The sequence below is a fragment of the Candidatus Pantoea formicae genome (assembly GCF_011752625.1).
Taxonomy (GTDB): Bacteria; Pseudomonadota; Gammaproteobacteria; order Enterobacterales; family Enterobacteriaceae; genus Pantoea; species Pantoea formicae.
In genome coordinates, this window is record NZ_VWXD01000001.1 from 467,594 (window position 1) to 492,003 (window position 24,410).

Annotated in this window: 23 protein-coding genes and 1 pseudogene; 12 read left to right on the forward strand and 12 right to left on the reverse strand. The window is 49.6% G+C overall.

What is annotated here, in order from left to right; all coding sequences use genetic code 11:
* The first annotated feature begins 99 nt into the window (after nt 1-99).
* The 3 genes from F3J38_RS02395 to yiaK all read left to right on the forward strand — a co-directional run bounded on the left by F3J38_RS02395 (nt 100) and on the right by yiaK (nt 3,186).
* Nucleotides 100-429 (forward strand): TonB family protein, encoded by a 330-nt coding sequence (locus tag F3J38_RS02395; RefSeq protein ID WP_167134757.1) that lies wholly within the window; start codon nt 100-102, stop codon nt 427-429.
* 194 nt (nt 430-623) lie between these two features.
* A complete protein-coding gene (locus tag F3J38_RS02400) occupies nt 624-2,192 on the forward strand; it encodes an MFS transporter (protein ID WP_231647221.1) in 1,569 nt (522 codons plus the stop codon).
* Nucleotides 2,173-3,186: a 3-dehydro-L-gulonate 2-dehydrogenase gene (gene yiaK, locus F3J38_RS02405; RefSeq protein ID WP_167134759.1), complete on the forward strand. Its 1,014-nt coding sequence runs from the start codon at nt 2,173-2,175 to the stop codon at nt 3,184-3,186. Before F3J38_RS02400 ends, yiaK begins: the two co-directional genes overlap by 20 nt.
* Before the next feature lie 60 nt (nt 3,187-3,246).
* Here the strand turns inward: yiaK and F3J38_RS02410 are convergent.
* The 6 genes and pseudogenes from F3J38_RS02410 to F3J38_RS02435 form a co-directional block, all read right to left on the reverse strand.
* Nucleotides 3,247-3,477, reverse strand: a pseudogene (locus F3J38_RS02410) (SDR family oxidoreductase); the annotation flags it as partial.
* 212 nt (nt 3,478-3,689) lie between these two features.
* The gene (locus F3J38_RS02415; RefSeq protein WP_240155873.1) at nt 3,690-4,334 is read right to left on the reverse strand and encodes a hypothetical protein; all 645 of its coding nucleotides are present in this window, start codon (nt 4,332-4,334) and stop codon (nt 3,690-3,692) included.
* Between the two features lie 133 nt (nt 4,335-4,467).
* The gene (locus tag F3J38_RS02420; RefSeq protein ID WP_167134761.1) at nt 4,468-5,097 is read right to left on the reverse strand and encodes an NrsF family protein; all 630 of its coding nucleotides are present in this window, start codon (nt 5,095-5,097) and stop codon (nt 4,468-4,470) included.
* On the reverse strand, nt 5,090-5,641 hold the full coding sequence (locus F3J38_RS02425) for a sigma-70 family RNA polymerase sigma factor (RefSeq protein ID WP_167134763.1): 552 nt from the start codon (nt 5,639-5,641) through the stop codon (nt 5,090-5,092). Before F3J38_RS02425 ends, F3J38_RS02420 begins: the two co-directional genes overlap by 8 nt.
* Before the next feature lie 17 nt (nt 5,642-5,658).
* Entirely contained in the window at nt 5,659-6,888 is a 1,230-nt protein-coding gene (locus tag F3J38_RS02430; protein WP_167134765.1) for a protein-disulfide reductase DsbD family protein, read from the reverse strand.
* 15 nt (nt 6,889-6,903) lie between these two features.
* Complete coding sequence (locus F3J38_RS02435; RefSeq protein WP_167134767.1) at nt 6,904-7,476, reverse strand: peroxiredoxin; 573 nt, start codon at nt 7,474-7,476, stop codon at nt 6,904-6,906.
* Between the two features lie 144 nt (nt 7,477-7,620).
* Between F3J38_RS02435 and F3J38_RS02440 the strand changes: the two genes are divergently transcribed.
* Nucleotides 7,621-8,169 carry a chorismate mutase gene (locus tag F3J38_RS02440; protein WP_167135562.1) on the forward strand — a complete coding sequence of 183 codons (549 nt, stop codon included), beginning with the start codon at nt 7,621-7,623 and terminating at the stop codon, nt 8,167-8,169.
* A 23-nt stretch (nt 8,170-8,192) separates the two neighbouring features.
* On the opposite strand, the gene F3J38_RS02445 is transcribed toward F3J38_RS02440, so the two are convergent.
* Entirely contained in the window at nt 8,193-8,657 is a 465-nt protein-coding gene (locus tag F3J38_RS02445) for an SRPBCC family protein (protein WP_167134769.1), read from the reverse strand.
* Nucleotides 8,658-8,717: 60 nt separating this feature from the next.
* Nucleotides 8,718-9,383 carry a TetR/AcrR family transcriptional regulator gene (locus tag F3J38_RS02450; RefSeq protein ID WP_167134771.1) on the reverse strand — a complete coding sequence of 222 codons (666 nt, stop codon included), beginning with the start codon at nt 9,381-9,383 and terminating at the stop codon, nt 8,718-8,720.
* A gap of 79 nt (nt 9,384-9,462) precedes the next feature.
* Between F3J38_RS02450 and F3J38_RS02455 the strand changes: the two genes are divergently transcribed.
* Nucleotides 9,463-10,980 carry an MDR family MFS transporter gene (locus F3J38_RS02455; RefSeq protein ID WP_167134773.1) on the forward strand — a complete coding sequence of 506 codons (1,518 nt, stop codon included), beginning with the start codon at nt 9,463-9,465 and terminating at the stop codon, nt 10,978-10,980.
* 264 nt (nt 10,981-11,244) lie between these two features.
* Nucleotides 11,245-11,796 carry a C40 family peptidase gene (locus F3J38_RS02460; RefSeq protein ID WP_167134775.1) on the forward strand — a complete coding sequence of 184 codons (552 nt, stop codon included), beginning with the start codon at nt 11,245-11,247 and terminating at the stop codon, nt 11,794-11,796.
* 40 nt (nt 11,797-11,836) lie between these two features.
* On the opposite strand, the gene fhuE is transcribed toward F3J38_RS02460, so the two are convergent.
* Nucleotides 11,837-14,014: a ferric-rhodotorulic acid/ferric-coprogen receptor FhuE gene (gene fhuE, locus F3J38_RS02465; protein ID WP_167134777.1), complete on the reverse strand. Its 2,178-nt coding sequence runs from the start codon at nt 14,012-14,014 to the stop codon at nt 11,837-11,839.
* A 447-nt stretch (nt 14,015-14,461) separates the two neighbouring features.
* Between fhuE and F3J38_RS02470 the strand changes: the two genes are divergently transcribed.
* On the forward strand, nt 14,462-15,553 hold the full coding sequence (locus F3J38_RS02470) for a YncE family protein (protein ID WP_167134778.1): 1,092 nt from the start codon (nt 14,462-14,464) through the stop codon (nt 15,551-15,553).
* Between the two features lie 38 nt (nt 15,554-15,591).
* Here F3J38_RS02470 and F3J38_RS02475 read toward each other — a convergent pair whose 3' ends face one another.
* The 3 genes from F3J38_RS02475 to F3J38_RS02485 form a co-directional block, all read right to left on the reverse strand.
* Nucleotides 15,592-16,416 (reverse strand): sugar phosphate isomerase/epimerase family protein, encoded by an 825-nt coding sequence (locus tag F3J38_RS02475; protein WP_167134780.1) that lies wholly within the window; start codon nt 16,414-16,416, stop codon nt 15,592-15,594.
* Nucleotides 16,413-17,879, reverse strand: coding sequence for a sugar porter family MFS transporter (locus F3J38_RS02480; RefSeq protein ID WP_167134782.1), 1,467 nt, complete (start codon nt 17,877-17,879; stop codon nt 16,413-16,415). Before F3J38_RS02480 ends, F3J38_RS02475 begins: the two co-directional genes overlap by 4 nt.
* A 117-nt stretch (nt 17,880-17,996) precedes the next feature.
* Nucleotides 17,997-18,866, reverse strand: coding sequence for an AraC family transcriptional regulator (locus tag F3J38_RS02485; RefSeq protein ID WP_167134784.1), 870 nt, complete (start codon nt 18,864-18,866; stop codon nt 17,997-17,999).
* A gap of 755 nt (nt 18,867-19,621) precedes the next feature.
* On the opposite strand from F3J38_RS02485, the gene F3J38_RS02490 reads away from it, so the two are divergent.
* The 5 genes from F3J38_RS02490 to F3J38_RS02510 all read left to right on the forward strand — a co-directional run bounded on the left by F3J38_RS02490 (nt 19,622) and on the right by F3J38_RS02510 (nt 24,391).
* On the forward strand, nt 19,622-21,031 hold the full coding sequence (locus tag F3J38_RS02490; RefSeq protein WP_167134785.1) for a sugar porter family MFS transporter: 1,410 nt from the start codon (nt 19,622-19,624) through the stop codon (nt 21,029-21,031).
* Nucleotides 21,032-21,046: 15 nt separating this feature from the next.
* Nucleotides 21,047-22,057: a Gfo/Idh/MocA family protein gene (locus F3J38_RS02495; RefSeq protein WP_167134787.1), complete on the forward strand. Its 1,011-nt coding sequence runs from the start codon at nt 21,047-21,049 to the stop codon at nt 22,055-22,057.
* 33 nt (nt 22,058-22,090) lie between these two features.
* Complete coding sequence (locus F3J38_RS02500; protein WP_034829911.1) at nt 22,091-22,519, forward strand: PTS mannitol transporter subunit IIA; 429 nt, start codon at nt 22,091-22,093, stop codon at nt 22,517-22,519.
* Between the two features lie 27 nt (nt 22,520-22,546).
* A complete protein-coding gene (locus F3J38_RS02505) occupies nt 22,547-23,488 on the forward strand; it encodes a sugar phosphate isomerase/epimerase family protein (protein WP_097119039.1) in 942 nt (313 codons plus the stop codon).
* 363 nt (nt 23,489-23,851) lie between these two features.
* Nucleotides 23,852-24,391, forward strand: coding sequence for a sugar dehydrogenase complex small subunit (locus F3J38_RS02510; RefSeq protein WP_167134789.1), 540 nt, complete (start codon nt 23,852-23,854; stop codon nt 24,389-24,391).
* Nucleotides 24,392-24,410: the final 19 nt, after the last annotated feature.

Genomic DNA, 24,410 nt, shown 5'->3' on the forward strand with positions numbered 1-24,410 from the left:
GGAGACGCCTGGAGCGGCCTCTTAATGAAAAACTGGCGCTATCCTGTTGATATGTTTACATGATAACATGAGAATGATTCTCAACAACAGGAGGTTGTTATGTTTAAATCATTACCTATTATTCTCTCTCTGGCATTAATGGGATGTAGTTCGACCCATGATGGAAAAGTAAGAATGCCAAAGCCCCTGCAAATGGAAAAACCTGTCTATCCCTACTACGCCTATAAAAATCATATAGAAGGTAAGGTTAAATTCCTTTTTGACGTGGATGCTGAAGGGAAAGTCAGTGAAATGCGCATCATTGAATCAACGCCCGAGCATCTGTTCGATGATGCGGTCATCCGTGCAGTCAGTAAATGGCGTTTCGAGAAAGGCCATCCAACCAAGAATATTCCTTTGAGTATGGTGATGCGGATGAGTCATCCCTAAACGAATAACCACTCACCGCCATAGTTCATTTCGTCAGAAATTAAATGACGTGAATGATAAAAACGTTCGAGTCATCACATCTCAACCAATGATGCTGTTCAGAATGTGATCTTTTCTATAAAAAGCAACAAGCATTCTTGTATGGTAGTTGGTCTAAAGTAAATCATCGGTATCTACTCCCAGAGAAGGTGCCGATGATGATTAACCGTTCGGAAGAAAAACCTATCAAGCTAAAGAACATGCTGGCGTACGGCGGCGGTGATGTTTTTGGCGGTGGCAGTTTTACCGTGCTTGGCCTGTGGCTGATGTTTTTTTATACCACCTATGGTGGGCTGAGCCCGGCAGAGGCAGGTGCGGTCATTGCGTTTGCACGCTTACTGGATGCTTTCTTTGACCCGCTAATGGGGTATGTCACTGACAACTTCTGGCGTAATCGGTTGGGACAGCGTTTTGGGCGTCGTGGCTTCTTCTTCTTAATTGGCGCACCACTGGTGTTTCTCAGTTACATCATGATGTGGATGAGCGACATGGGCTTTGCCTATTATCTCGCGACTTACATCCTGTTCTACGCCTGCTATACGCTGGTTATCGTGCCTTATGAAACGCTGGCGGCGGAGATGACCCATGATTTTCACGTGCGCTCCCGACTGACTGGCGTTCGCATGTTCTTCTCAATGGGAGCCGGAATCTTGGCTGCCTGGCTACCGGGTGTCATTATTTCGCTACTCGGAGAAAACGCATCCTCTTCCTTCTTTTATATGGCGATTATCTTTGCCACGCTGTTTGCTATCGTGATTTTCGGGCTCTATTTCTTTACCTGGGAGCGTGCGATCGAGATTACTGAAAAACCCGCACCGGTAGATTTCAAGCGAGATATGAAAGCGCTGTTTCGCTCTTTGCTCTCCACCTTCCACGTTCGAACCTTCCGCCAGCATGTTGGCATGTACCTCGGCGCTTTTGTGGCGCTGGATGTGTTAGGTGCCGTGTTGGCCTACTACATCATCTTTGTGCTTGGACATAACGCTGTCGATGCAGCAAACAGCATGACGTTTATGTCGGTGGTGCAGTTCATCTGCATTGCGGCGTGGATTCCCTTCTGTATCCATATTGGTAACGGCGCGGCCTATAAACTGGCGCAATATTTGATGTTAACCAGCGTCGCGTTGTTTATCAGTTTCTATGCGTTTGGTATCAGCGCAGAGATGTGGATGGTATGGGGCGCGGCGATTGTGATGGGGATGGGGCGCTCGGGAACACAGTATGTCTGCTGGAACATTTACAGTTTCATTCCAGATGTGGATGAGATGTTGACGGGGCAGCGCCGTGAAGGGATTTTTGCCGGTGTGATGACCTTTGTGCGCAAGGCCGTACAGGCGGTAGCCCTGTTTATCGTCGGATTGGTGCTTCAAGCTTATGGCTTTGCCGGTAAAGGCGCGGTCAGCCAACCGCCAGAAGCGATCCACGGAATCGCCTTGGTGTTTGGCGTAGGCGCGGTGATTTTCCTCGCCGTTGGATTATTCAGCGCGCGCGGCTTTAGCCTTAACCGTCATAACCATGCACTGTTGATTGCAGAGATTCAGCGCCGTCATGCGGGGGGTAATCCCGCGGAGGCCAGCACCGAAACGCGTGCCGTAGCGGAAAAACTCACCGGCTGGCCGTGGGCCAGTTTATGGGGCAAAAACGACATTATGAAGCGCATTGATCCACGCGCAGAATCTCTCACTGCTAAAGGAAATCAGCAACATGACACGCATAACCTTTGACGTAATGCAGGCCACCATTGAAAAGGCGTTGTTGAACGCCGGTCTGGATGCACAACAGGCAGCGCTCTGTGCGCGCATCCATACAGAAACCAGTTGTGATGGCATTCCCTCACATGGATTAAACCGCGTTGCCCGTTTCGTGGATTATCTGCAAAAGGGTTGGGTGGATGCACATGCAATACCGGAGTGCGTGAAAAGCTTGTCTGTGATGGAAGTGTGGGATGGACAGCGTGGCCCAGGCATCACCAACGCCATCCGTGCGGTGGATCGCGCCACAGAGTTGGCGCGTGAACATGGCATGGGGTTGGTGGCGATGCGTAACACCACACACTGGATGCGCGGGGGGACCTATGGTTGGCGCGCTGCTGAACAAGGCATGGCCGCCATTTGCTGGACGAATACCGAATCCTGCATGCCCGCGTGGGGTGGCAAGAATACGCGCCTTGGCAACAATCCGTTTGTGATGGCGGTACCCGGAAAACAGGGTCCGTTAGTGCTGGATATGGCGATGTCGCAATATTCCTATGGCAAGTTACAGGTCACCCGATTGAAAGGGGAACAGTTACCCTACGCGGGCGGTTTTGATGCGCAGGGCAATTTAACCTGCGATCCTGCACCCATTGAAGCGTCAATGCGGATCTTGCCGACGGGGTACTGGAAAGGATCGGGTTTGGCAATATTGTTGGATGCGATGGCGGCATTGCTGTCTGGTGGCAGTTGCACTGCAGAGATTGATGGTATTCAGCAGGGTAGTTGCACCGGTGCCAGCCAAATCTTTATGGTGTTCGATCCTGCGCAAATCAGCGGCCAGAACTTTAGTGAGCAACTGGCAGAGACCATTCAGCAATACGTCAATGGCTCAATGGTTGCCGAAGGATTCAGTGGCGTCACATGGCCCGGTGAACGACAAAAAGCCACGCGTGAACGCAACCGAGAAGTGGGCATTCCCGTGGATGACGGTGTGTGGGCTGAGGTGCAGCACCTGGCAAGCTAGCCACAGGCTTCTCACTTTGCGGCAAACAGCCATCGCAGCATGGCTGTTTGCCTTAAGAGATTAAACTTGTGTTAATCCGCCATCGACGCGGATTTCCGCACCGGCAATGTAGCTGCTCTCGTCACTGGCGAGGAATAAGGCCGCATTAGCCACTTCTTCCGGTTTAACCATTCTGCCAAGAGGGATGGCGTTGGTTAATCCATTGCGCACATCTTCAGAAGCCGCAGCCATCATCTCAGTATCAACAGGGCCCGGCGCGACCACATTCACTCGAATTCCTCGTGTTGCCAGTAACCATTTTTGGCCTTGGCGAGTTGGGCGATGGAGTACGGGCCGAAGATGGAACAAGCGCAGACGACTTACGACATTGCTCGTAATGAAGAAAAAAAGATGGCTGACGAAGCCTAATGGTTGGGTTTTAATTACAGGAACACCGAAAGACGGGCAGCGCGATATTTTACATTTCATGCGCTGCCGTTTTAATCACCTTTAATTGTACCTGCTTATATAACAGGGACGGATAATGCTGAGGCTTTTTCTTTAGCCTCAGCAATCAAAATAATCCCCTGCAAGGATTCATCAGGATGAACACTCCATATTTTACTTTCGGGGATGCAAATGCCGTCATAACGTATTTTGGTGCCGTCGTAGGGATAAAATTTACCTTCGTTTGTATCTAAAACAAAAACCTGCAACAGACGAGACTTTTGCGCAATGTGTTTCCAAAGTGCTTTTCCTCCTTCATAGTGGTGATGATCACTCATCAGCGTGATATTTTGATGCACCACCAACGTTTCATACATGCGGGTTGCCAGACCAAAACCTTGCATGATCTCTTGTACAACAACCCCTTCAACCTGTAGCGCGGCAGCATCTTGCCAAAATGACCTTACGCTGAGCCCATCAAAATTTTCAACACGAATCAGTTCCAACGTAGCAATAACGCGATGGCGTAAATCGTTCTCAATTAATGCTGGACCAGCATCGACGACTGCAGAAAATGGTGTTTTGCGATCATAGATAATCCAGTAAGTAGAACTACCCATTTCAAACTCATCAATAATTTCAAAACGTCGTTGTAATGTATTGGGGCTGTATGACATTGGCATTATGGCCATATTTGAATCCCCCTTGTTAAGCACTGACATGCGTATTCCTTCACTTAATTTCCTCTTTCCATTTATTAACTTAACACATGACAGGATAGCGGCGAGGTAGATTTAATGGGAGCCAGACTCCTGTTTTTAATTTTCATAGGGAGAGTGGCATAACTTAATGACCTTAACCCAATCTCACCCAGCGGCGACCAAGTAGCACTGTCAGGACGATAATCACCGCAATTGCGGCCAGATGCATCACGAAATCCATGGGATGCAGATGTACCGGATGGCAAAACGCCAGCATGGTGACTGCCATGCAGGAAATGCCCAGTCCGGCCATCGCCAGGCTGCGAACCGGATGGAGTGCGCGCGTCTTCCGTAAACTGGCAATCATCAGCACCATCATCGGTGTGCTCACCACTAACAGGAAGGTAAAACATCGCGTGCTGTCATTGTCATGTGTCTCCACTATGGCGTGCGGGATACTGCTCAGGCTCAAGCCTAACCACAACAAACCCAGCGGCAATAGTACTTTCCAACTGACACTGCGTCGGCCAGGGATGCTCATGTTGAACGCATTTCGAATCGCGAACAGGCCGAGAACAAATGCCAGCGCCAACTGAATGAGCGCGCGCATCGCGCCAGGTTGCGACCAATCGGTAAGCGTACGCTGCACCAGAAAACTGGCGGCGATGCCGCAGGGCAGTGCCAGTAGCAGCCACATTAAGACACGCCAATAAGTCGGCCGCGGCGGTTTAACTGGCTGCATGTCGCGCCCGAGTTTTTCGATTAACAGGTCATGATTATTCATGGTGTGCTCCAAAACGACGCAGATTACTCAGCGCGCGATGCAACAGCGATTTCACCGCTGCCACACTTAAATTGTTATGTTCTGCCGCTTCAGTCAGGCTCATTTCGCGTAGATGGACGTGTTCAACAATCTCACGTTGGCGAGAGGGAAGTTGGCGCAAATAACCGGCCAGCTCCTCTTGCGTATCCAGCGATGGTGTTTCTGGCGCAATGGCGGCTTCAGTTAACGTTTCTTCATGAACTTCCCATTGCTGATGTCTTCCTCGCCTCCGCAGGGCATCGACTGCGCGAGCGGAGATGATGGCCATCAGCCAGGGTAAGAACGGATAGGCAGGATCATAGGTGTGACGCACCCGATGCACCGTTAACAGCACATCCTGAATCACATCTTCCACTAATGCCTGGTCGGTGAGTTGTTTGCGTATTTGTCCGCGTATCACTGGCACTAGCGCTTTGAGTAGTCGGGTGTAGGCGAGCTGATCGCCCGCCTGCGCCTGTTCCATTAGCGCGGGCCAACTTTCGCGCGCGCTATCACTTGCTTGCATAATCCGCCTTGAAACATTTACGCCTTAGTGCTGGCCGCTTGCAGCGCATTCACCACAATGCTCGGTGTCAGCACTTGCGGCAGCACTTTTGGCGGTCCGCCATCGGCGGGGTAAACCAGATACATCGGTAATCCGCCTTGGCCAAACTCGCTCATGGCGTCATCGACATCGGGGTTAAATTTGGTGGAGTCAGCCACCATATACAACGTACCGGTTTTTGCCAGCGCGTCTTTAACCGCTTGCGTCGAGAGTGAGGTTTTTTCATTTACCTGACAGGTAATACACCATGAGGCGGTGAAATCGACAAAGATGGCTTTACCGTGTCCGCGCTGAGAGGCAACGGCCTGCGGTGTCCACTTCTCTTTGGTGAGCTGTGCGTTGACCTGATCGCCAGCCAGTCCTTCGCCCGGTTTAATCAACTGCGGCAAGGGCGCCAGTACGGCGACAATCAATACGGCGGTGGCGGCGAACAGGACTTTATGGCCTTTACCGGCAAAACGGCGATGTTGCGCCATCCCATACAACCAGCCCGCAAATGCGACAACGACAGAGGCTGCTAACAGTGTAGCTAAAGCTGCGCTGCCCGCCTGTTGCGCTAATACCCACACCAGCCAGGCGTAAGCCCCAAACATCGGGAAAGCCAGGCCACGTTTCAACACATCCATCCAAGCACCTGGTCGTGGCAGGAACTTTGCCAGACGCGGGAACAAGGAAACCAACGTGAAGGGCGCGGCAAAACCCAATGCTAATGCAAAGAAGATCACCAAGGCCACTGCCGGTGGTTGCACTAATGCATAGCCAATGGCACTGGCCATAAAGGGGGCGGCGCAGGGGGTGGCAACGATAATCGCTAGCGCACCGGTGAGCGCAGAACGTAAGAATGCACCGCGATTGATTTCCACCGCGCCCACGCGCTGAACGGACAAGCCTACTTCAAATACACCAAGCAAGTTGAGTGCGGCGGCGAGGATCACCAGCGACAGCAGGGCGATCACCAGGGGGGATTGCAACTGGAAACCCCAACCGACAGCGGCCCCGCCTGCGCGCGCGGCCAGCAAAATCCCTGCCAGCGCCATCATGGTGACAATCACCCCGAGCAGGAAGCCCAAACCTTCGCGTCGCGCGCTAGCAGCGTTGTCCGTGTGGCGTAATAAACCCAGCGCTTTCAGTGAAATGACCGGAAAAACGCAGGGCATAAGATTAAGAATAATGCCGCCAATGAAGGCGGCCAGCATGGCGGTTAACATCGCTGGCCTCTTTGCTTAGTTGGTTTGCGGATGCGCGTCGTTGTACTGCTTCACGGCGGCCATAGCTTTCTCGATATGTGTATCCGGGTTTCTATCAGTGTAACTCAGCAGGATGTTGCCATCCGGCGCAATCACATAGGACGTACGATCAGAGAGCGTTTTGCCTTTCATTTGCATGGTGGTCTGGTACTCAGCAGCAATTTTGGCCCCTGGATCGGCAGCGACCGCGAATTTGTCACGACACTCCAGTTTAGAGAAGTCGCTGACCTGATCGGTGTTCCCGGCAGTCACACCAATAACCGTGGCGTGCATTTTGGTGAAGTTATCGGTGGCTTCGGCGAAATCATGCGCTTCAAGCGTGCAGCCTTTACTGAATGCAGCCGGGAAGAAATAAAGCACCACAGGCCCTTTCTGCAGCGCTTTTTGCAGTGAGAAAGTCATCGGCTTTCCTGCCAGAGCGGCTTGCAGTTCAAAGTCTGGCGCTTTCGCACCCACGGGCAGCGCGGCGCTGGCGTTAAAAGCGGTGGCAGAGAGGCCCAGTGCGGTGGTGATGCTCAGAGTACAAACGAGGGTTTTAAAGGATTTCATTATCTGCTCCTGCGATGTAAGGGAGGTCCGGTTTTGGTGACTCAATACTTCAGTTCGTTGGAGGAAGCGGAAAGGTTTCGGTGCCAGAAGAAAAAAGTTAAATTAGCGGCGCAATGTGACTCATGGAAAAAGAGGCTAAGAGAGATGAACCGGAATTATTTCAGTAAAATCATTTTGTTAATTGGACTGTCTTGCTCAGCAACCGTTTTGGCGGCTTCGGAGATAAACAGTGATGTTGCTTCACTGATTAACCAACGGCTGTCCTATATGAAAGATGTCGCCGGTTACAAAGCGGCCAACCATCTTGCGATTGAAGATCTGCCGCAAGAAGAAAAGGTGCTGGCCAGTGCGACGCAACAAGCTGAAAAGTTAGGCCTTGAAGGGGAGTCGGTTAAACCTTTCGTACAGGCACAGATGGACGCCGCAAAAGCGATCCAATACCGCTATCGCGCGGATTGGCTCTCAACCCCTGAACAGAATTGGCAGCCTTTGCCGCTGGATCAGGTCAGAACCAAAATTAATGCGCTAAGCGCCAGTATTCTGAGTGGTATTCGCACAGATTTAACCCGAGGCGAGCACTTTTCCAGTGAAGCCACCTTTCTGCAAGCGCTTAATCAAACGCATTTGGCAGAGAGTGATAAAGCGCGGTTGTGGGAAACTTTACAGAAAGTTCGTCTGAAGCAATCGCAGTGATGAAGAAGCGGGGCAACATTAAATTAAAGTTGCCGCGCATAAGCCTCAAGTTGATCGGCAACGATTCCCCAACCGGTGTGGAAGCCCATTTTTTCATGTTCCGCTCTTGCTTCAGCATTACGGTGACGTGCAATAGCCACGTAACGTGTGCAGTCTGGGTTAAGCGGCTCAAGCAGCAATATAGCGGTCATAAAGGGGTTTTCAGCGGGCTTCCAACCCTCGGTGTAGGTATCCGTAAAGACTAGTTTGCGACCAGGGATTAGCTCCAGGAAAACGCCCTCATTGCGCATCTCGTTTCCTTCCACCTCAAACACCGTGTTGAAACGGCCGCCAGGTCGCAAATCGATTTCACAACTGACTAGCTGATGGGGTTTTGGCATAAAGAAGTGCTTGAGATGTTTTGGCGTTGTCCAGCAACGCCAAATGACATCAGTGGGTAACTGCAGCGTGCGTTCTAATTGCAAATCGGTTTCGGCATCAAGAATCATAAGGCTTCCGGGTTTATAGTGCATCGACGTTAGCAGTGTAGTTGCGACTCAGGTAACCGGTTAACTGACTGGGCGAATACCGTGACAGAACAGACTTAATGTGTGGTGCACAATGCGTTGGGTATCAAATTCTGGTTCATTCGCAAAGCGGGTAAAGGGCACCAGAATCATGCTAAGAATCGAGGTCATCAGTAAGTCGGGATTGAGTTCAGCATTTAATAATCCCTGTTCCTGCCAGCGCACCATCAAAGCGCGAACTTTATCTCGCCCCGCGTGACCATAGCGTGATTTGATGTGCTGACCCAATCCGTGCGAACCGCTGGTCACTTCTTGCATCCACAGGGGCGCGAACCAGTCGTTACTCATCACGATATCAGCGATTTCACGAATAAATCCGCTAAAGGTAGTGACAGGGTCACAATTATCACCATCGAAATGGGCTTCAAGACGCTGGCGCAGTGGCAAAAACCGCTCCTCAACCACCACATCCAGTAGTGATTCACGGGACTGAAAATAGTAGTTGAGCATGGCCGGGCTGACGCCAGCCTTTCGAGCGATAGCATTTAGCGACGTCTCAGCGATGCCGTTTTCAGCGTAAAGAGCCAGCGTGATGTCCAGTAAATGCTCACGCTGCTGCGCATTGATTGCACCGCCACGCGGACGGCCCGGTCGGCGTGGTTTCGCAGGGATGCTCTTGTCATCAGAAGGGACTTTTTGTGCGGTCATCTTTACGCGCTCACTTGTTTCATGTCAGACTTCGATCAATATTAATTGTGTATTTAATTAATTTCAATTGGTGTCTGATATGAAACCTGAAACTTTGACGCCGCTATCAGGCAGCGGGGAAGAGAGTCCACCTTCCGTCCGCTTGCTGATGGGCGCTTTGATGCTGGTCATGTTGCTTTCTGCACTTGATCAGACCATCGTCTCAACCGCATTACCGACCATTGTTGGCGAATTGGGCGGTCTGGATCGCCTGTCATGGATCGTCACAGCCTATATGTTGGCATCGACGATTGTGGTGCCGCTGTATGGCAAATTTGGCGACTTGTTTGGTCGTAAAACCGTGTTGCAGATTTCGGTGGTGTTATTCCTGATTGGCTCCGCGCTGTGCGGCCTGGCACAAAATATGGAGCAACTGATCTTCACCCGTGCACTACAAGGTCTAGGGGGCGGGGGCTTGATGGTTGTCAGTATGGCGGCTGTGGCCGATGTCATTCCGCCGGCCGACCGTGGCAAATACCAAGGGTTATTTGGTGGTGTGTTTGGCCTGGCAACGGTAGTGGGACCATTATTGGGTGGCTTTATTGTGCAGCATGCGTCATGGCGTTGGATTTTCTATATCAATCTGCCGCTAGGGCTGTTTGCACTGCTGATTATCAACGCGGTTTTCAAGGCGAATACCAAGCGTAAACCGCACGAGATTGATTATCCTGGTGCTGTATGCCTGAGCCTGGCGCTGGTGGGTATCACATTATTTACCAGTGAAGGCGGCACCCTACGTGCATGGAGCGACCCGCAACTATGGTGCATCCTGGCGTTTGGTCTGGTGGGTGTGATTGGCTTTATCTATGAAGAGCGTCGAGCGTGGGAACCCATTATTCCTTTAACGCTATTCCGTAATCGCAGCTTTTCACTCTCCAGCTTGATGGCCTTTATTGTTGGCATGTCGCTGTTTGGCAGCGTGACGTTCCTGCCGCTTTATTTACAGGTGGTTAAGGGCTCAACGCCAACCGAAGCAGGCTTGCAACTGTTGCCACTGATGGGCGGATTGTTGGTCACCTCAATTGTGAGTGGCCGCATCATTAGCCGTACCGGTCGCTATCGTCTCTTTCCTATTGCGGGAACCCTACTGGCGACCGTGGGGATGGCGTTAATGACCACGCTGACACTGCAATCCTCGCTGTGGCAAATATACCTCTATGCCTGTGTGCTCGGAATGGGGATGGGTATGGTGATGCAGGTGCTGGTATTAGCGGTACAAAGCAGTGTGACGCCAGACAGCATTGGGGTGGCCACTTCCTCTGTGACGCTCTTTCGTTCTGTCGGCGGTTCCATTGGTGTCGCACTGTTTGGCGCGATGTTCAGCCATGTACTGAAATCAGGTTTGACCAAGCTGGTGGAAAAAGGTGATGTGTTGCCTGCGACCTTAGATCCTCATGCCGTGCATCATTTACCCCATGATGTGCAACAGGCCTATTTGCAGGTATTTAGCGAAGCGGTCCATTCGGCATTTCAAATGGCGGCGGTGGTCATGGCAGTGGCATTTTTGCTCTCGTTGTTTCTGCCAGAATCGCCGTTGCGGAGTAAAGCCAAACAATAAACAGTACGATGCAGCTTAGCCACCGGTCACTGTGCACCGGTGGCTGGATGAAATAGCACCAAATCAGGTCGAATTAATAACCGCCACTGCGAAAATTGGTGAAAGAATATATAATTTTTATCTCAAATACATGATGTTACCTTTCCGTAAACTTAGGTAAAAAATCAGGAGATTAAAAGAATTCAGCGTTCAGCTATTTATTTCTGCAACTTTTTTGCGGTATAAGTCTCTAACCACTGTCTCCCACAGCGAAAACGTCATCTCATGATCAACTCTGCGGCCAGCAAGATTATCGCCTGCTTGTTTTTATTCACTCTGGCAGGCTGTTCATCCAAATCTTCCCACTCTCCAGCGGACGAGAGTGTCGATACTTCAGCCGATGGTGGTAAGCAACCCGATTTGATTCCTGTGATAGCAGCATTGCACGATCAAATGCATTCATGGGAAGGCACTAAATATCAGTGGGGCGGCACACAATTAACCGGTGTTGATTGTTCCGGCTTTGTCTGGCGAACCTTAAAGGATCGTTTCAATATTCCGATGGATCGTGTCACCACCCGCGAATTAATTGCGATGGGGCAGCCTGTTGATAAGGCGCACTTGCAACCCGGTGATTTGGTGTTCTTTCGTATCAAGCATGAGCTACACGTCGGCTTTTATGACACCGATCATCAGTTCCTTCACGCATCGGTCAGCCAAGGCGTAATGCGATCTTCGCTGAATAATCCCTATTGGAGATCGGTGTATTTGGAGGCGCGGCGTTTACCACGTGAACAGAATTCGCAGATCAGTTTCAATTACAAAAATAAAGTCTGATGCAAAGTGAATCCCCGGCTTAGTACCGGGGATTTTTTTATCAGAACTGATAGGACACGCTAACCGAGAAGTTACGTGGTTCACCGTAAACATAGTTATTCATATAGGTGTAGTACTCACGGTCAAATAGGTTATCGACGTTAGCCTGTACGGAAACTTGTTTGGTGACTTGGTAACGGGCAAACAGGTTAGCCAACGGGTAACTACCTTGATAAACGAGTTGCGTGTTGCCATCAGGCCCAGTGACATCCTCGAAGACGCGGTTCTGCCAGTTGATGCCGCCACCAATAGTCAGGTCAGGCAGCATCGGTACCTGATAACGGGTGAACAGCTTAAACTGCGTTTGCGGCTGGTCTGAGTTATAACGACCATCGGAGTCACGTGCGACGTAGCGTGTTGCGCCGAAGGTTAATTGCAGATTGTCCGTCAGTGCGCCATTTAATTCGAACTCAGCACCTTTACTGCGTGCGCCCTTGGTGGCGATATAAGCCTGTTCGCTGCTGTTATTGACGTATACGCCGTTTTCTTCCGTACCCACATTCTCTTGCTGAATGCGGAACACAGCGAAGGTTGCAGTCAAACGTCCATCATACCAGGCTGACTTAAGGCCGGTTTCATAGCTTTTACCCGTCACAGGAGAAAGGTAGCTACCTGCGCTGTTGCGGTAAGTCTGCGGTTGGAAAATGGAGGTATAACTGGCGTAAGCGGACCAGGTATCATTGATGTCATACACCAGACCTGCATAGGGTGTGGTGTTGTTTTTGGTCATGTTGCCGCTGCTGCCGTTAGTGCTCCATTGGGTATAGCGTGCACCAATGATCAATGACAGTGGATCCATCAGCGAGAAGCGTGCCGCAGTATAGGCTGATTTTTGGCGAATAACATCGTTTGCGTTCAGGTACCAGCCTTGCCACTGCGGCTCGGCAATATTACCTGTCCAGTTATTGTTGAAGGCGCCCATATCGGCTGAGGTGATGTCGTATTCATCCAGGTCCGTCACACCATCTTGGCTATAGGTTTGGTTATGTTGGCGACTGTAACTGACACCCGCCATTAACTGATGCTGACGGCCGAACAGTTCAAACGGCCCACTGGCGTAACCGTCTACTGAGGTCAGCTCACGTTTGCCCCGATCCATGCTGCCGTAACCTGTGGTGCCTTCGCCAGTGTCCTCATCTGGATAGGCACTATAAATATCCAGCAGCTTATCGCTGAAGGTATTCTTAGCGTGAGTGCCGTTAACGTGGAAGCTCCAGCCGTTATCAAAGTTATGCACCAGATCGGCATACACCTTCTGGATTTCAGTGTGGTAGTAGGTCCAATCGGCTGAGGAGTTCAGACTGCGGTTGTAATGGGTGAGGGAGCCGTTACTGTAGAAGATCGGCAGACCACCCCAAGTGGGATCGCGTGTGTCCGCCTTTTCATAGTCGTAACCGAGTGACACGGTGGTATTATCGGTTACATCAGCATCGACCACACCATAAAGGAACTTCTTGTTTTTATGGTAACGGTCTAACCAACTATCCTGGTCCTGATAGCCCGTCACCACACGTCCACGCACCGAACCGTCGCTGTTAAGCGGGCCGGCAACATCAGCGACATAACGCTGTTTATTCCAGCTACCGTAGCTGGCGCTGACGGAACCCGTAAAGTCTTTGCTGTCTGCGTGCTTACGCACCATGTTGACGGAAGCCGAAGGGCTACCCGCACCTGTCATCAGACCGGTTGCACCGCGTACAACCTCAATACGATCATAAATAGCCGTATCGGAGGCGGCATCGCCATAGTTCCAGCTATCACCTGTCGAAGTGGGGATGCCATCATAGGTGAAATTGGTGATTTTGAAACCGCGTGAATAATATTCGGAGCGTTCTGAATCGACCAGATTACTGCTGATACCCGTGGTGTTATTCAGCACGTCGGTCACAGTCTGTAACTGCTGATCCTGCATGCGTTGCTGGGTCACAATACTGACAGATTGTGGTACATCGCGTGGAGTCAGCAGCAGCTTAGTGCCTGCGCGGGTGGTTTTTACTGCGTAATCCTGTTTCTCGTTATCACCACTGTCATCGGTGCTGGTGGCGTTGACGACCATATCCTGCTGTGTATTGGTCGCCGCATGCACGACTATTGGGTTAAGTAGTGCATGAACAGCCATTGCCAATAATGAGAGGCTAAACGTTTTCCGGATGCCTGAATCCCTGCCTGATGAAGACATAATCGTTACCGTTATAAATGATTGTTATGTGAAGCTATTTCGCTTCGGTCGTAGTGTTTGCACTTTGCTACCTATTGACTCAGGCAGAGAGGGTGCAATGTAAATCTAATTAAGAACGCCAATGATAATCATTTGCTTTATAGAATCTTCAAAGGATTCAAAACAAACTGTAATAATATGTAAAGAAGCGAATAATCAATTAGTTATGTGACAATAAAACCCGATGATAACTGCTGTTTTCATTAATTTTTTTGGAAAAAATCAGGATATTTTAGAAAACGTGGTGCAGGAGCAGGTTGAAAAAACACCATCCAGCAAAACGGCAGCACGGAAATCTAAGTGAATATTTGCTTACTTCATCTTAATGAGTATGATTCTCATTCTTTTTGTATTCTTTCGGCCGATTTAAAATCGGTCGGAGCCGTTCATCCATTGATGGAGTTCAGCATGAAATCGTTGTTTAGCCCGCGTAAAGCCGCTGTTGCCATGGCGGTCATCGCTGCATTTAGCTTGACCGCTTGTCAGGCACCTGCCAAAAAAGCCGAAGCACCTGTTGCTCAAACTGTAAAACCGGTTGATACCGCAGTGACGCAACGCGTACTGGGCGATGGTCTGTATGAAATGGTCTACTCTCAGGATTCTAAAGGGTTATTTGTTGCCAGCGCGCAGGCCTTTAAGGGTGTGAATGGCGGCATGATTTATCGTCTCGATCCCGCCACCCTGGCGACCAAAGGCGAAACACATACTGACCTGAAAAACTTCGGTGCTGCGATCGATGAAAAAGGGAGCGTGTTCTACACCACCAACTCACTGGATGGCGCGATCTCTAAAGTTGACGCTCAGAGTGGAAAAGTCCTGCAGCGCTTAGTGTTCCCAGGCAAGATCAGCAAAGAAGGTTACCCAGCGGGTGCGCGTGAAGTGCTGTGGCACGGCAATGAACTCTATGTCGGCCGCGTGGCCGATCCGGGCTACATTTCAGTGGTGGATACCAAAACCTTCAAGCTGAAAACTGAGATTAAAAATGCCGGCAAGTGGGTAACAGGCATCATTTATTCGCCGGTGACCGAGCGCATTTATGCTGCTAACGGTTCTGGTGAAATCTTGGTGATTAATCCACGCACGCATAAAATTGAGAAACGCTGGACTGCAGGCGACGGTAAAGAGTACCTGTTCCTGAATATGGCGGAAGACCCATCCACCGGTCGCCTGTTCGTGACGGACGATTCCAAGGGTAAAGTCACCCTGGTGTTTGATGAGCATACCGGTAAGGTTATCAAACGTATTGAAGGAGATTCTTTAGGGATCAAATTCAATGCTAAGCGTAATGAAATCTATATCAGCCAGCGTGAATCTAAGAAAGTGCTGCAGTTAGATGCCACCACTTACGCGGTGAAAAATAGCTGGTCGTTCGACCAAAATCCAAACAGCCTGCTGATTGGCCCGGATGATAATACGCTGTATGTGACCTTGAAGGCCGAGTTCAATAAAGACTCGAGCACCAAAGGCGCGGACAGTATTGCACGTATTGCTCTGAAATAAATATAAAGAGGGGCGGTTGTTTGACCGCCCTAAAACCTTTAACCCGTATAGCTACGCATATTTTCAATCACCTGCTTCGCGAGCTTGGCATGGTCCATTTCCCAACGAGCCGGGCTGAACAATTCCGCTGACCATACGCCATCAAATCCAGTAGCCTTGACCGCGTCCGTCCACGCCTGAATATCAATATCACCTTCGCCTGGCATATAGGCACGGAGTACCGTCTCTTCCCATGCTTCTCCGGGGAATGGCTTGCGGCCATCACAGAAGTGCACGCCAAAAATCAGTGAGGGATCAAGTTGGCGAATGTCGTCTGGCGTAGTTGCACCGGTGGCAAATAGATGCCAGAAATCGATCACTAACCCGATGTTTGACTTATTGATGCGGCGAATTACCTCAAGCGCCTGATTTAACGTATTGAATTTGGTATGAGCTATCACCTCTATCTGATAGCGCACTCCGTACTGTTGTCCAATGGTGGCGATCTCTGAGATGTTTTCGGTCATGATGTCCAGGATTTGCGCTTCAGGCAGATGATCAATCCCGTGCTGCGCAAGAATCTGAATAGTTGGGCAGTCCAAATCGGCAGCAATCTGCGTTAAACGCGTTGCTTCTGCCAGCAGTTGCTGCTTCTCGCCATCACGATGTCTTTCAATATCAATCAAGGCATTCAGACAGGCGGTTTGCAAACCATACCCTTTCACCAGTTTATTGAGTTCTGCGGTGCTGCCACCGTTATCTAAATAGCGCAGCAGTTTGTAATGCAGGAACTCAAGCCCATCGTAACCTGTTTCTGCAGCTATGCGGGTTTCGGTAACCACATTGCAATAATGCGTCGAGATGCCGTGCAGTGCCTTTATCATGATTTACCTTCCATACTATTGGTCGATACGGATGCAACCGTTGCGGATGAGGAGGCTTTGCCAGATTTCAGACGGCTGGCAAGCAGTTGTTCAATATCATCAAGGGCCACGCCACGGGTTTCGGGTACGAAGCGCAGCAGGAATAACAGACAAAACAGATTGATTGCGGCGAAAATCCAGAAAGAGAATGCGCCATGGAATGCCTGCTGCAACGCGGGGATCCCATTCAGCACCGGGAAGAATTGCGTCACCAGGAAGTTGAATATCCACATTAAACTCACTGCCAATCCCATGGCATAACCTTTAATACGCGGAGGGAAGATTTCGGAGATGAGGACCCAACAACCGGCGCCCCAGCTGATGGCGAACATCATCATAAACAATAGGGCAGAGAAGATGGCGAGATAGCCATTTTGCTGGTTAAGCATGCTCCATGAAAGTAATAGCAAGGCAATGATGGCACCGATAGTACCGACTTTCATCACTGGTAAGCGGCCAAAACGATCGTACAGGTTCATCGCAATAAACGCCCCCAACGCATTGAGCAGGCCGATAAAGATGGTCTGAAACAACAACACATCTTTGCTCATCTCGCCGGTATTAAGGATTAGCGGCGCGTAATACATCACGATGCTAGCGCCAGTGAGTTGCTGTAAAACGGCGATACTGCATCCGACGATTAAGGCATAGCGCAATACCGGCGTTTGCCAGATATAGTGTAATGAGTTGCTTCCCTTTGCAGCATTCTGCGGTTCGCTCCGTACTGCGATAATCTGGCGTGCCTCTTCTTTATTGAGACCAGGATAGATTTTCTCTAGGACACGTAATGCGCGCTCACCTTGCTGATGGTTAATACACCATTGCGGAGACTCTGGAAGAATCAAGGTACAGAACAGCATTAATACCACGGGTATAAACTGAGCTCCCATCATCCAGCGCCAACCCTCGTCAACTAACCAAGCTTCTGACATGCCACGTCCAATGAGGTAGTTAACTAAAAACACCAGCGTTTGTGATCCCACCAAGGACAAATTGAAAATTCCCGAGGCTTTGCCACGAATGCTGGCAGGGGCAATTTCACCCATATACATGGGCGCAACCGTTCCTGCTAGGCCGATCCCCAAACCAGCAACAATACGTGCGACAGAAAACAGCGCAAAAGAGTTAGCAAAGGTTGAACCGATTGCGGAAAGTGCGAAAGCGAGGGTGGCCAGCAGCAGCACAGGCTTACGACCCCACTTTTCCGCCAGTCTCCCTGCAGCCAGAGAGCCGATAATACAGCCTACAAAAATGCTGGAGACCACCCAACCGGTTTGTGACGGGTCAAGTTGAAAATAGGCTTGAATTGAATCGACAGTGCCGGAGATCACGCCAGTAGAGTAGCCAAACATCACGCCACCCAAGGTGGCGATGCAGCACAGAGAGTAAACGTAGCGGGCATTACAGCGGCGATTATTGTTCATTATCGCCTCCAGAAAAAGTTACCAACAACATAATGGCATCCTATTTTTAGCGAAAAGGGATTCTGCAGGCTTATTACAATAAGCCTGTGCAGAGGTCAGCGGTCGGATGGCTGAAAACTATGTTTTAATTTGCCCGGTCAGCCAGAATTTTTTATAACGTGCAGGTGGAATGCCGACAAGATTATGAAAGATGCGATGGAAGTTATTGACGTTATCGTAACCCACCGCGTTAGCCACCTCAGTGACACCCAGACTGGTGCTCAATAACAAATTTTGCGCCTCGCCAATACGGCGACGCGTCTGATATTGTTTGGGTGAATAACCCGAGTAGTCTTTGAATACGTGCGCCAGGTAAAATTGATTCATATTTAAGGCAGCGGTGATCGAACTCAGTGCAATATCTTCTTTGTAGTGATTATCAATGTAATCTTTGATGCGTTGTCCCAGTAGGATGTTATTGCTCTCCTGCTCTTGTTTGTTTTCAATCCAGATATTGCGGCACAGCAATAACAGTACGCTCAGTAAGTTATCGCCGATTTCGGCACTGTAAAGACGTTTGCTGTTAACGTGCGCCCACATCTGATCAAACAACTTGCAAATTTCATCATAAAACTCACCGCTGGGCATCACGGCAGGTTGGGCGCGCGTGGTTAGAACATTGAGAGGCAAGCCATCAATCTTAAGTTGTTCGACACCGCAGCTGAAGATCAATAAATCCTCTGACGCTTCAGGGCTTTCGTCATGGAGGACATTCGCGTTGAACAACATGATATCGCCTTGCTTGACGTTATAGCCACGGCCATCAATGTTATAGATGCCACTGCCTGAGCGTATGAACATCACTTCAAAGCGGTCATCATGCTTGTGCATGACGCGAGGAATGGCCTCTTCTTTACCTTCTGCTTTGCACATAAACGCCAAGCGCGGACGCAAACTGTTGTCGAAACCGCGGGCGGAGGGATGTTCATTTATGCAAAAGGTAATCATGGCAGCTCCTGTTGTTGTAGCGCTATTCTTGCATTAGTTCTCAGCCTCGTAATCATCATTTTTGCTTTTTACTGATATTTAATCCATTGAAAGGTAGGGGGTTGATGATTTTACGATCGTGCCAGGTGTTGATTTTTGTTTTTATAAACCTTGGCGAAATTACAAATTTGATCGCCGTCACACTTTATTTTGATCAAAATTTACCCACGAATTAATTACCAGAAACGCATGGTGATGTGCTGAGACTCATGAACTTTCAATCGGTGGGGACATGGTGGCGACCAAAATGAAAATATCATCAAAATTGCTGTGTGCGAACAGGTGGAAATAAAACATTGTCGAAACCATAGGCGAAAAGTACGCATTAAATGCGTACTATAGTTGGTGAGAAATATCTTAACAAATATGTGAAAAAAAGACTGTTTCAATCTGTCTTCATTCTTGCTATGTCAACGCACAATACTTGCATTGTGACCTCAATCACTTGTTTTTGTGCTTTTAGATTGGAATATATGATCTTCCGCACGCTGTTAAATCGCGTGGGTAAGAGCAACTGGTTTTTGAAATTCACTTTGATATAACGTTGTCGTAACGAAAAGGGTACTGGCAACGCGTTCAGCGTGGCCTGGAAAATAACAATAACCATGTTGTGCATTAAATAAATGTTCTGATTCAGGCTGCGTAAAATTCCTCAGCGACGACTGACCAAAAATACGGCTTGCAACGGTGTTATCTTACAACCAGATGGAACAGCTATGTATAATAAAACTAACCTGCAAAATCCTCAGCGTATGCGGTTAATCACCATCGTTTCAACGATTGGTGGTTTATGCTTCGGTTACGATACCGGCGTTATTTCCGGTGCGCTGATATTTATGAAATACGACTTAAATCTGACGCCAGCACAGGAAGGTTTTATCACCTCTTTCCTGTTATTTGGCGCAGCGTTAGGTTCACTGTTTGGCGGTTACTTATCGGATAAACAGGGGCGACGCAAAAATCTGTTATGGGTCGCCGCTATCTTTATGTTTGGCGCATTAGGAACGGCATTTGCCTGGGATGTACCTTCTATGATCGCGGCCCGATTTATTCTGGGCTTGGCGGTGGGATGTGCCTCAGTAACGGTTCCCATTTATATTTCTGAGTTAGCGCGAGCTGACCAGCGTGAACGCTTGGTGACGGTTAATGAACTCATGATCGTAACCGGCCAATTCCTGGCATACTCCGTTAATGCAGCGATCGTGAACCTCTATCCAGAAATGCAGCACAACTGGCGCATCATGCTGGCGATTCCCGCACTGCCGGGCGCTTTGTTGTGGTTCGGTATGTTAATGATGCCGGAGTCACCACGCTTCTTTATTCGCCGTGGCGAAACTGAAAAAGCGGTCAAAGTATTGAAGACATTACGTCTGCCTGAAGAGGTCGACCGTGAAGTGAAGGAAATTCAGCAGATCGTTAAGGCTGACGAGGTGAAATTTAATCTATTCGCCGAATTAAAAAACCGTTGGGTGATACAGCTGGTATTGATTGGTTTGATGATCGTCCTCGCCACGCGTGTGACCGGGATAAACACCATCATGTATTACGCCCCCACCGTACTGAAAGCCACGGGGCTAGGTGATGCTGCCGCGGTAACCGGCGCAGTGGCAAACGGTATCATTTCGGTATTGGCGACGCTGCTGGGCATGGCGTTGATCGGCAAGCATTCACGCCGAAAAATGTTCTTCACCGGTCAGGCAGGGGTCACTGTAAGCTTGGTGTTGATTGGTTTGGCGTTCAAATTTTTCTTCCACACTGAAACCATCAACGGTGTTGATACGCTGCATGCCAATTTCGCTAACGCACCTTACGTCATTCTTGGCTTGATGTTGGTATTCCTGGTGTTTATGCAGGGGTGGATTGCGCCGGTATTCTGGCTGATGTTAGCGGAAATCTATCCATTAAGAATGCGTGGAGTCGGCATGGGCTTTGCGGTATTTGGCCTGTGGATCTTCGACTTTATGATCCAATCCATCTTCCCTTATTTGCTTAGCCATTACGGTGGCGGCATGACCTTCGGCTTCTTCGGTGCTACCAACGTCATCATGCTTATTCTGCTGGTGAAATATTTGCCAGAAACGCGTGGCCTGACGTTAGAACAGATTGAAAAGAAATTTCGTTTTTAACTTGAGGATAGATAAATGACAGTCAAAATCGGCTTAATTGGTCTGGGCATGATTGGCCGGGACCATCTGAAACGCTTTCACGATGTTATTTCCGGCGCACAAGTCACCGCTGTTTGCGATATTAACCACACAACAGCCGATGCCGTGGCCAACGAATATGGTGCCACCGCGTTTTATGATGCGGAAGAGATGATCAATTCCGAATTGGTCGATGCAGTATTTATTTGCTCAATTGGTCCAGTACACAAAGCGCAAATTTTGGCGGCCTTTAACGCGGGCAAGCCCGTATTCTGCGAGAAACCGTTGACACCAACGGCTGATGAATCGAAAGAAATTATTGATGCAGAAGTAAAAGCGGGTAAGCGCCTTTTACAATTGGGCTTTATGCGTCGTTTTGACCCAGGTTATCAGGCGCTGAAGCAGTCAATTGAGGGGGGCGCGTTGGGCGACATCATGTTGATTCACTGTGCTCACCGCAATCCGTCTGTACCAGAGAGTTACACGCTTGAGATGGCGGTTAACGACTCGGCCACACACGAAATCGACATCATTCGTTATCTATTGAACGAAAACATCACGTCTGTGCGTGTAGACAAGCCGCGTAAGAAAACCAGCCGCGCATTGCCGCACTTGCAGGATCCGCTGATTGTGATCTTCGAAACCGAATCCGGTGTTCGTATTGACGATGAACTGTTTGTGAACTGCCACTACGGTTACGACATCCGCTGCGAGGTGATCGGCGAAAATGCTATTGCCGCTTTGACGGAGCAACAGTTCATCAGCACCCGTTCACTTAACGGCAATGCCCAGCACATTGCGCAATCTTGCATGGAACGTTTTGCAACGGCTTACGATCGCGAAGTTCAGCATTTTGTTGACAGCGTGCGTGATGGACGCGAAATGAGCGGCCCTTCCTCCTGGGATGGCTACGTCGTCGCGCTGGTCTGTGATGCCGGTCTGGCCTCGCTCAAAGATGGCGAAAAACATGGCGTGGTAATTCCAGAGCAGCCCGCGCTTTATCGCTAATACCTAACTTCTCGCGGAAAGTGGGGAATGACGATGTTGAAACTGACGGAAGATGCGCTGCATTTGCAATGTCGGGCAGCGAATAAAAACCAAGCTATTGAGATCGCGGCAAAGGCGTTAGAACAGTCCGGTTATGTAAAGCCTGGCTTTATCAATGGCATGTTAGCGCGTGAAAAAAGCGTTTCTACCTATATTGGGGCGGGTATTGCTTTCCCTCATTGTGCGAAAGAGAACCTCGACCAGGTGATTAAAACCGGGTATCAGGTTTTCCAATTTCCAAATGGTGTGAGTTGGGGCGCTGGAAAGGTGGTGTTTGTCGTCGTTGCCGTTGCGGCAACTGAAAATGAACATATTCCACTATTGGCTGATATTGCCAATTTGCTCGGCGATGAAGTGAAAACGACGTTATTAGCCAATGCAAAAACCAAACAAGAATTTATCGAACAATTTGAGAAAGCGTGATTTACGCACCAGATGAAGGATTAAACCATGAAGCTTGCATTATGTACTGACGTTCTGGCGGATTTACCTTTCGCGGCGATGCTGGATAAAGTCAAAAGCTACGGTATTGAGGGTGTAGAAATGACGGCGGGTGGATGGTCACCCTGCCCGCACGTTAAAACAGAGGAACTGCTGGCATCGCCAGAGAAACTGGAGAAGTTCAAGCAAGAGCTGGCTGAACGTGAAATGCGCATTGTGGCGCTTAACTGCTCGGGGAATCCGTTGGCACCGGGTGAATTGGGTGAGACACACACGAAAAGCAGCTATCGCGCGGTTGAGTTGGCAGGCAAGTTGGGCGTGAAAAAGATCGTGATGATGAGTGGCCTGCCAGGTGGGGGGCCAGAAGACCGCGTGCCAAACTGGATTACCTCTACGATTTCATGGCCAGATTATATGCCGGGCGTGATCGACTATCAGTGGAATGAGGTGGCCATTCCCTGGTGGAAGAAATTTGTCCAGCACGCTAAACAGCATGGCGTCGAACAAATCGCGATTGAAGAGTTCCCGTGTCAATTGGTGTACAACCCCTCGACATTGCTGCGCCTGCGTCACGAGGTGGATGACATGATCGGCATGAACCTCGATCCTTCACACCTGATTGCGATGGGCGCGGACCCGATTGCTGCTGCACGTAAGCTGGAAGGGGCGGTGTTCCACGTCCACGGCAAGGATGCGCGCATTGAGCGTGGTTTGGCCGACGTTGACGGCTTGATGGAGTATCAACCGGTGACGAACACGAAAACCCGTACCTGGAACTACGTTGCAGTGGGCTGCGGTCAGGATCTCAAGTGGTGGAAAGAGTTCTTCTCTGTATTGCGCATGACGGGTTACAACGGCGACGTGTCGCTGGAGATGGAAGATCTCACCATGAGTGTGGAAGCGGGCTTGCAGACTTCAATTGATGCGCTGAATGCAACGTTGAGCAAGTAAATTTATGCTGTTTTGCAAGCCGCTATCTCTTTGGGATGGCGGCTTTTTTTATGTTCATGATAAATCCTCACAGCTCCCATCCTCGCATCTCCCAAATGTATTGCGACTCACATCACCCAAAGTGATTATGCATTAGCTTTTAATGCCCAATCTCACTCATTTTTGATTTTAAAACATCATTACGTATGGCTTTTGTTTAAGATCCATTTATTATATTAAAAGTCCGTGTCGTTATAAGGCATCTGATTAACATTGCGTTATGTGATTGTTAACTCGCGGTGCTGTTACGTTATTCAAATAATTAGATTTTTTACCTTCGCTTTGCGATGGGTTTTGAGCCGTGTCACTAACCAGGGATACACCATGAGTAAGTTGCAAGACCTGCCGCTTGGCGAGGTCCAGTTGTCACGTCGGAGAGTGTTACTGTCCGGCGCTGTGATCGTGGCAGGCGGCCTGATCACTTCGGCGCTTCCGCGTTTAGCGTTTGCAGACTCGTCGAAAAATTTCATTCCTTTCATGCAGATATCTCGTCTTCTGGTCAATCACAAACTGGATGATGCGGTTGGGCAGCGTATGTTGGCGCTGTTGGAACTCGATCAGCCGGATCTAATGACAAATCTCAATCATCTGCTGGCGATTGCCAAAGCCAATAAGGCGCAGATCGTTGAAGACTTCTTCCCGGCGATTCCGGAAGGTGCTTTGCAGCAACTGGCGCACAAGATCATCTTTGGCTGGTACACCGGCTGCCTCGAACCGAAACGTTCGGCAAAAGCGTTCGCTTATGAACAGGCGCTGACCTGGCACACCACGATGGACACCATCACGATTCCGTCCTACGGCATCAGTGGGCCAAATAACTGGCACCGCACCAACACACCGGTTCTTCCCGTACCGCAATTCTGACCAATAAAAGAAGATTAAA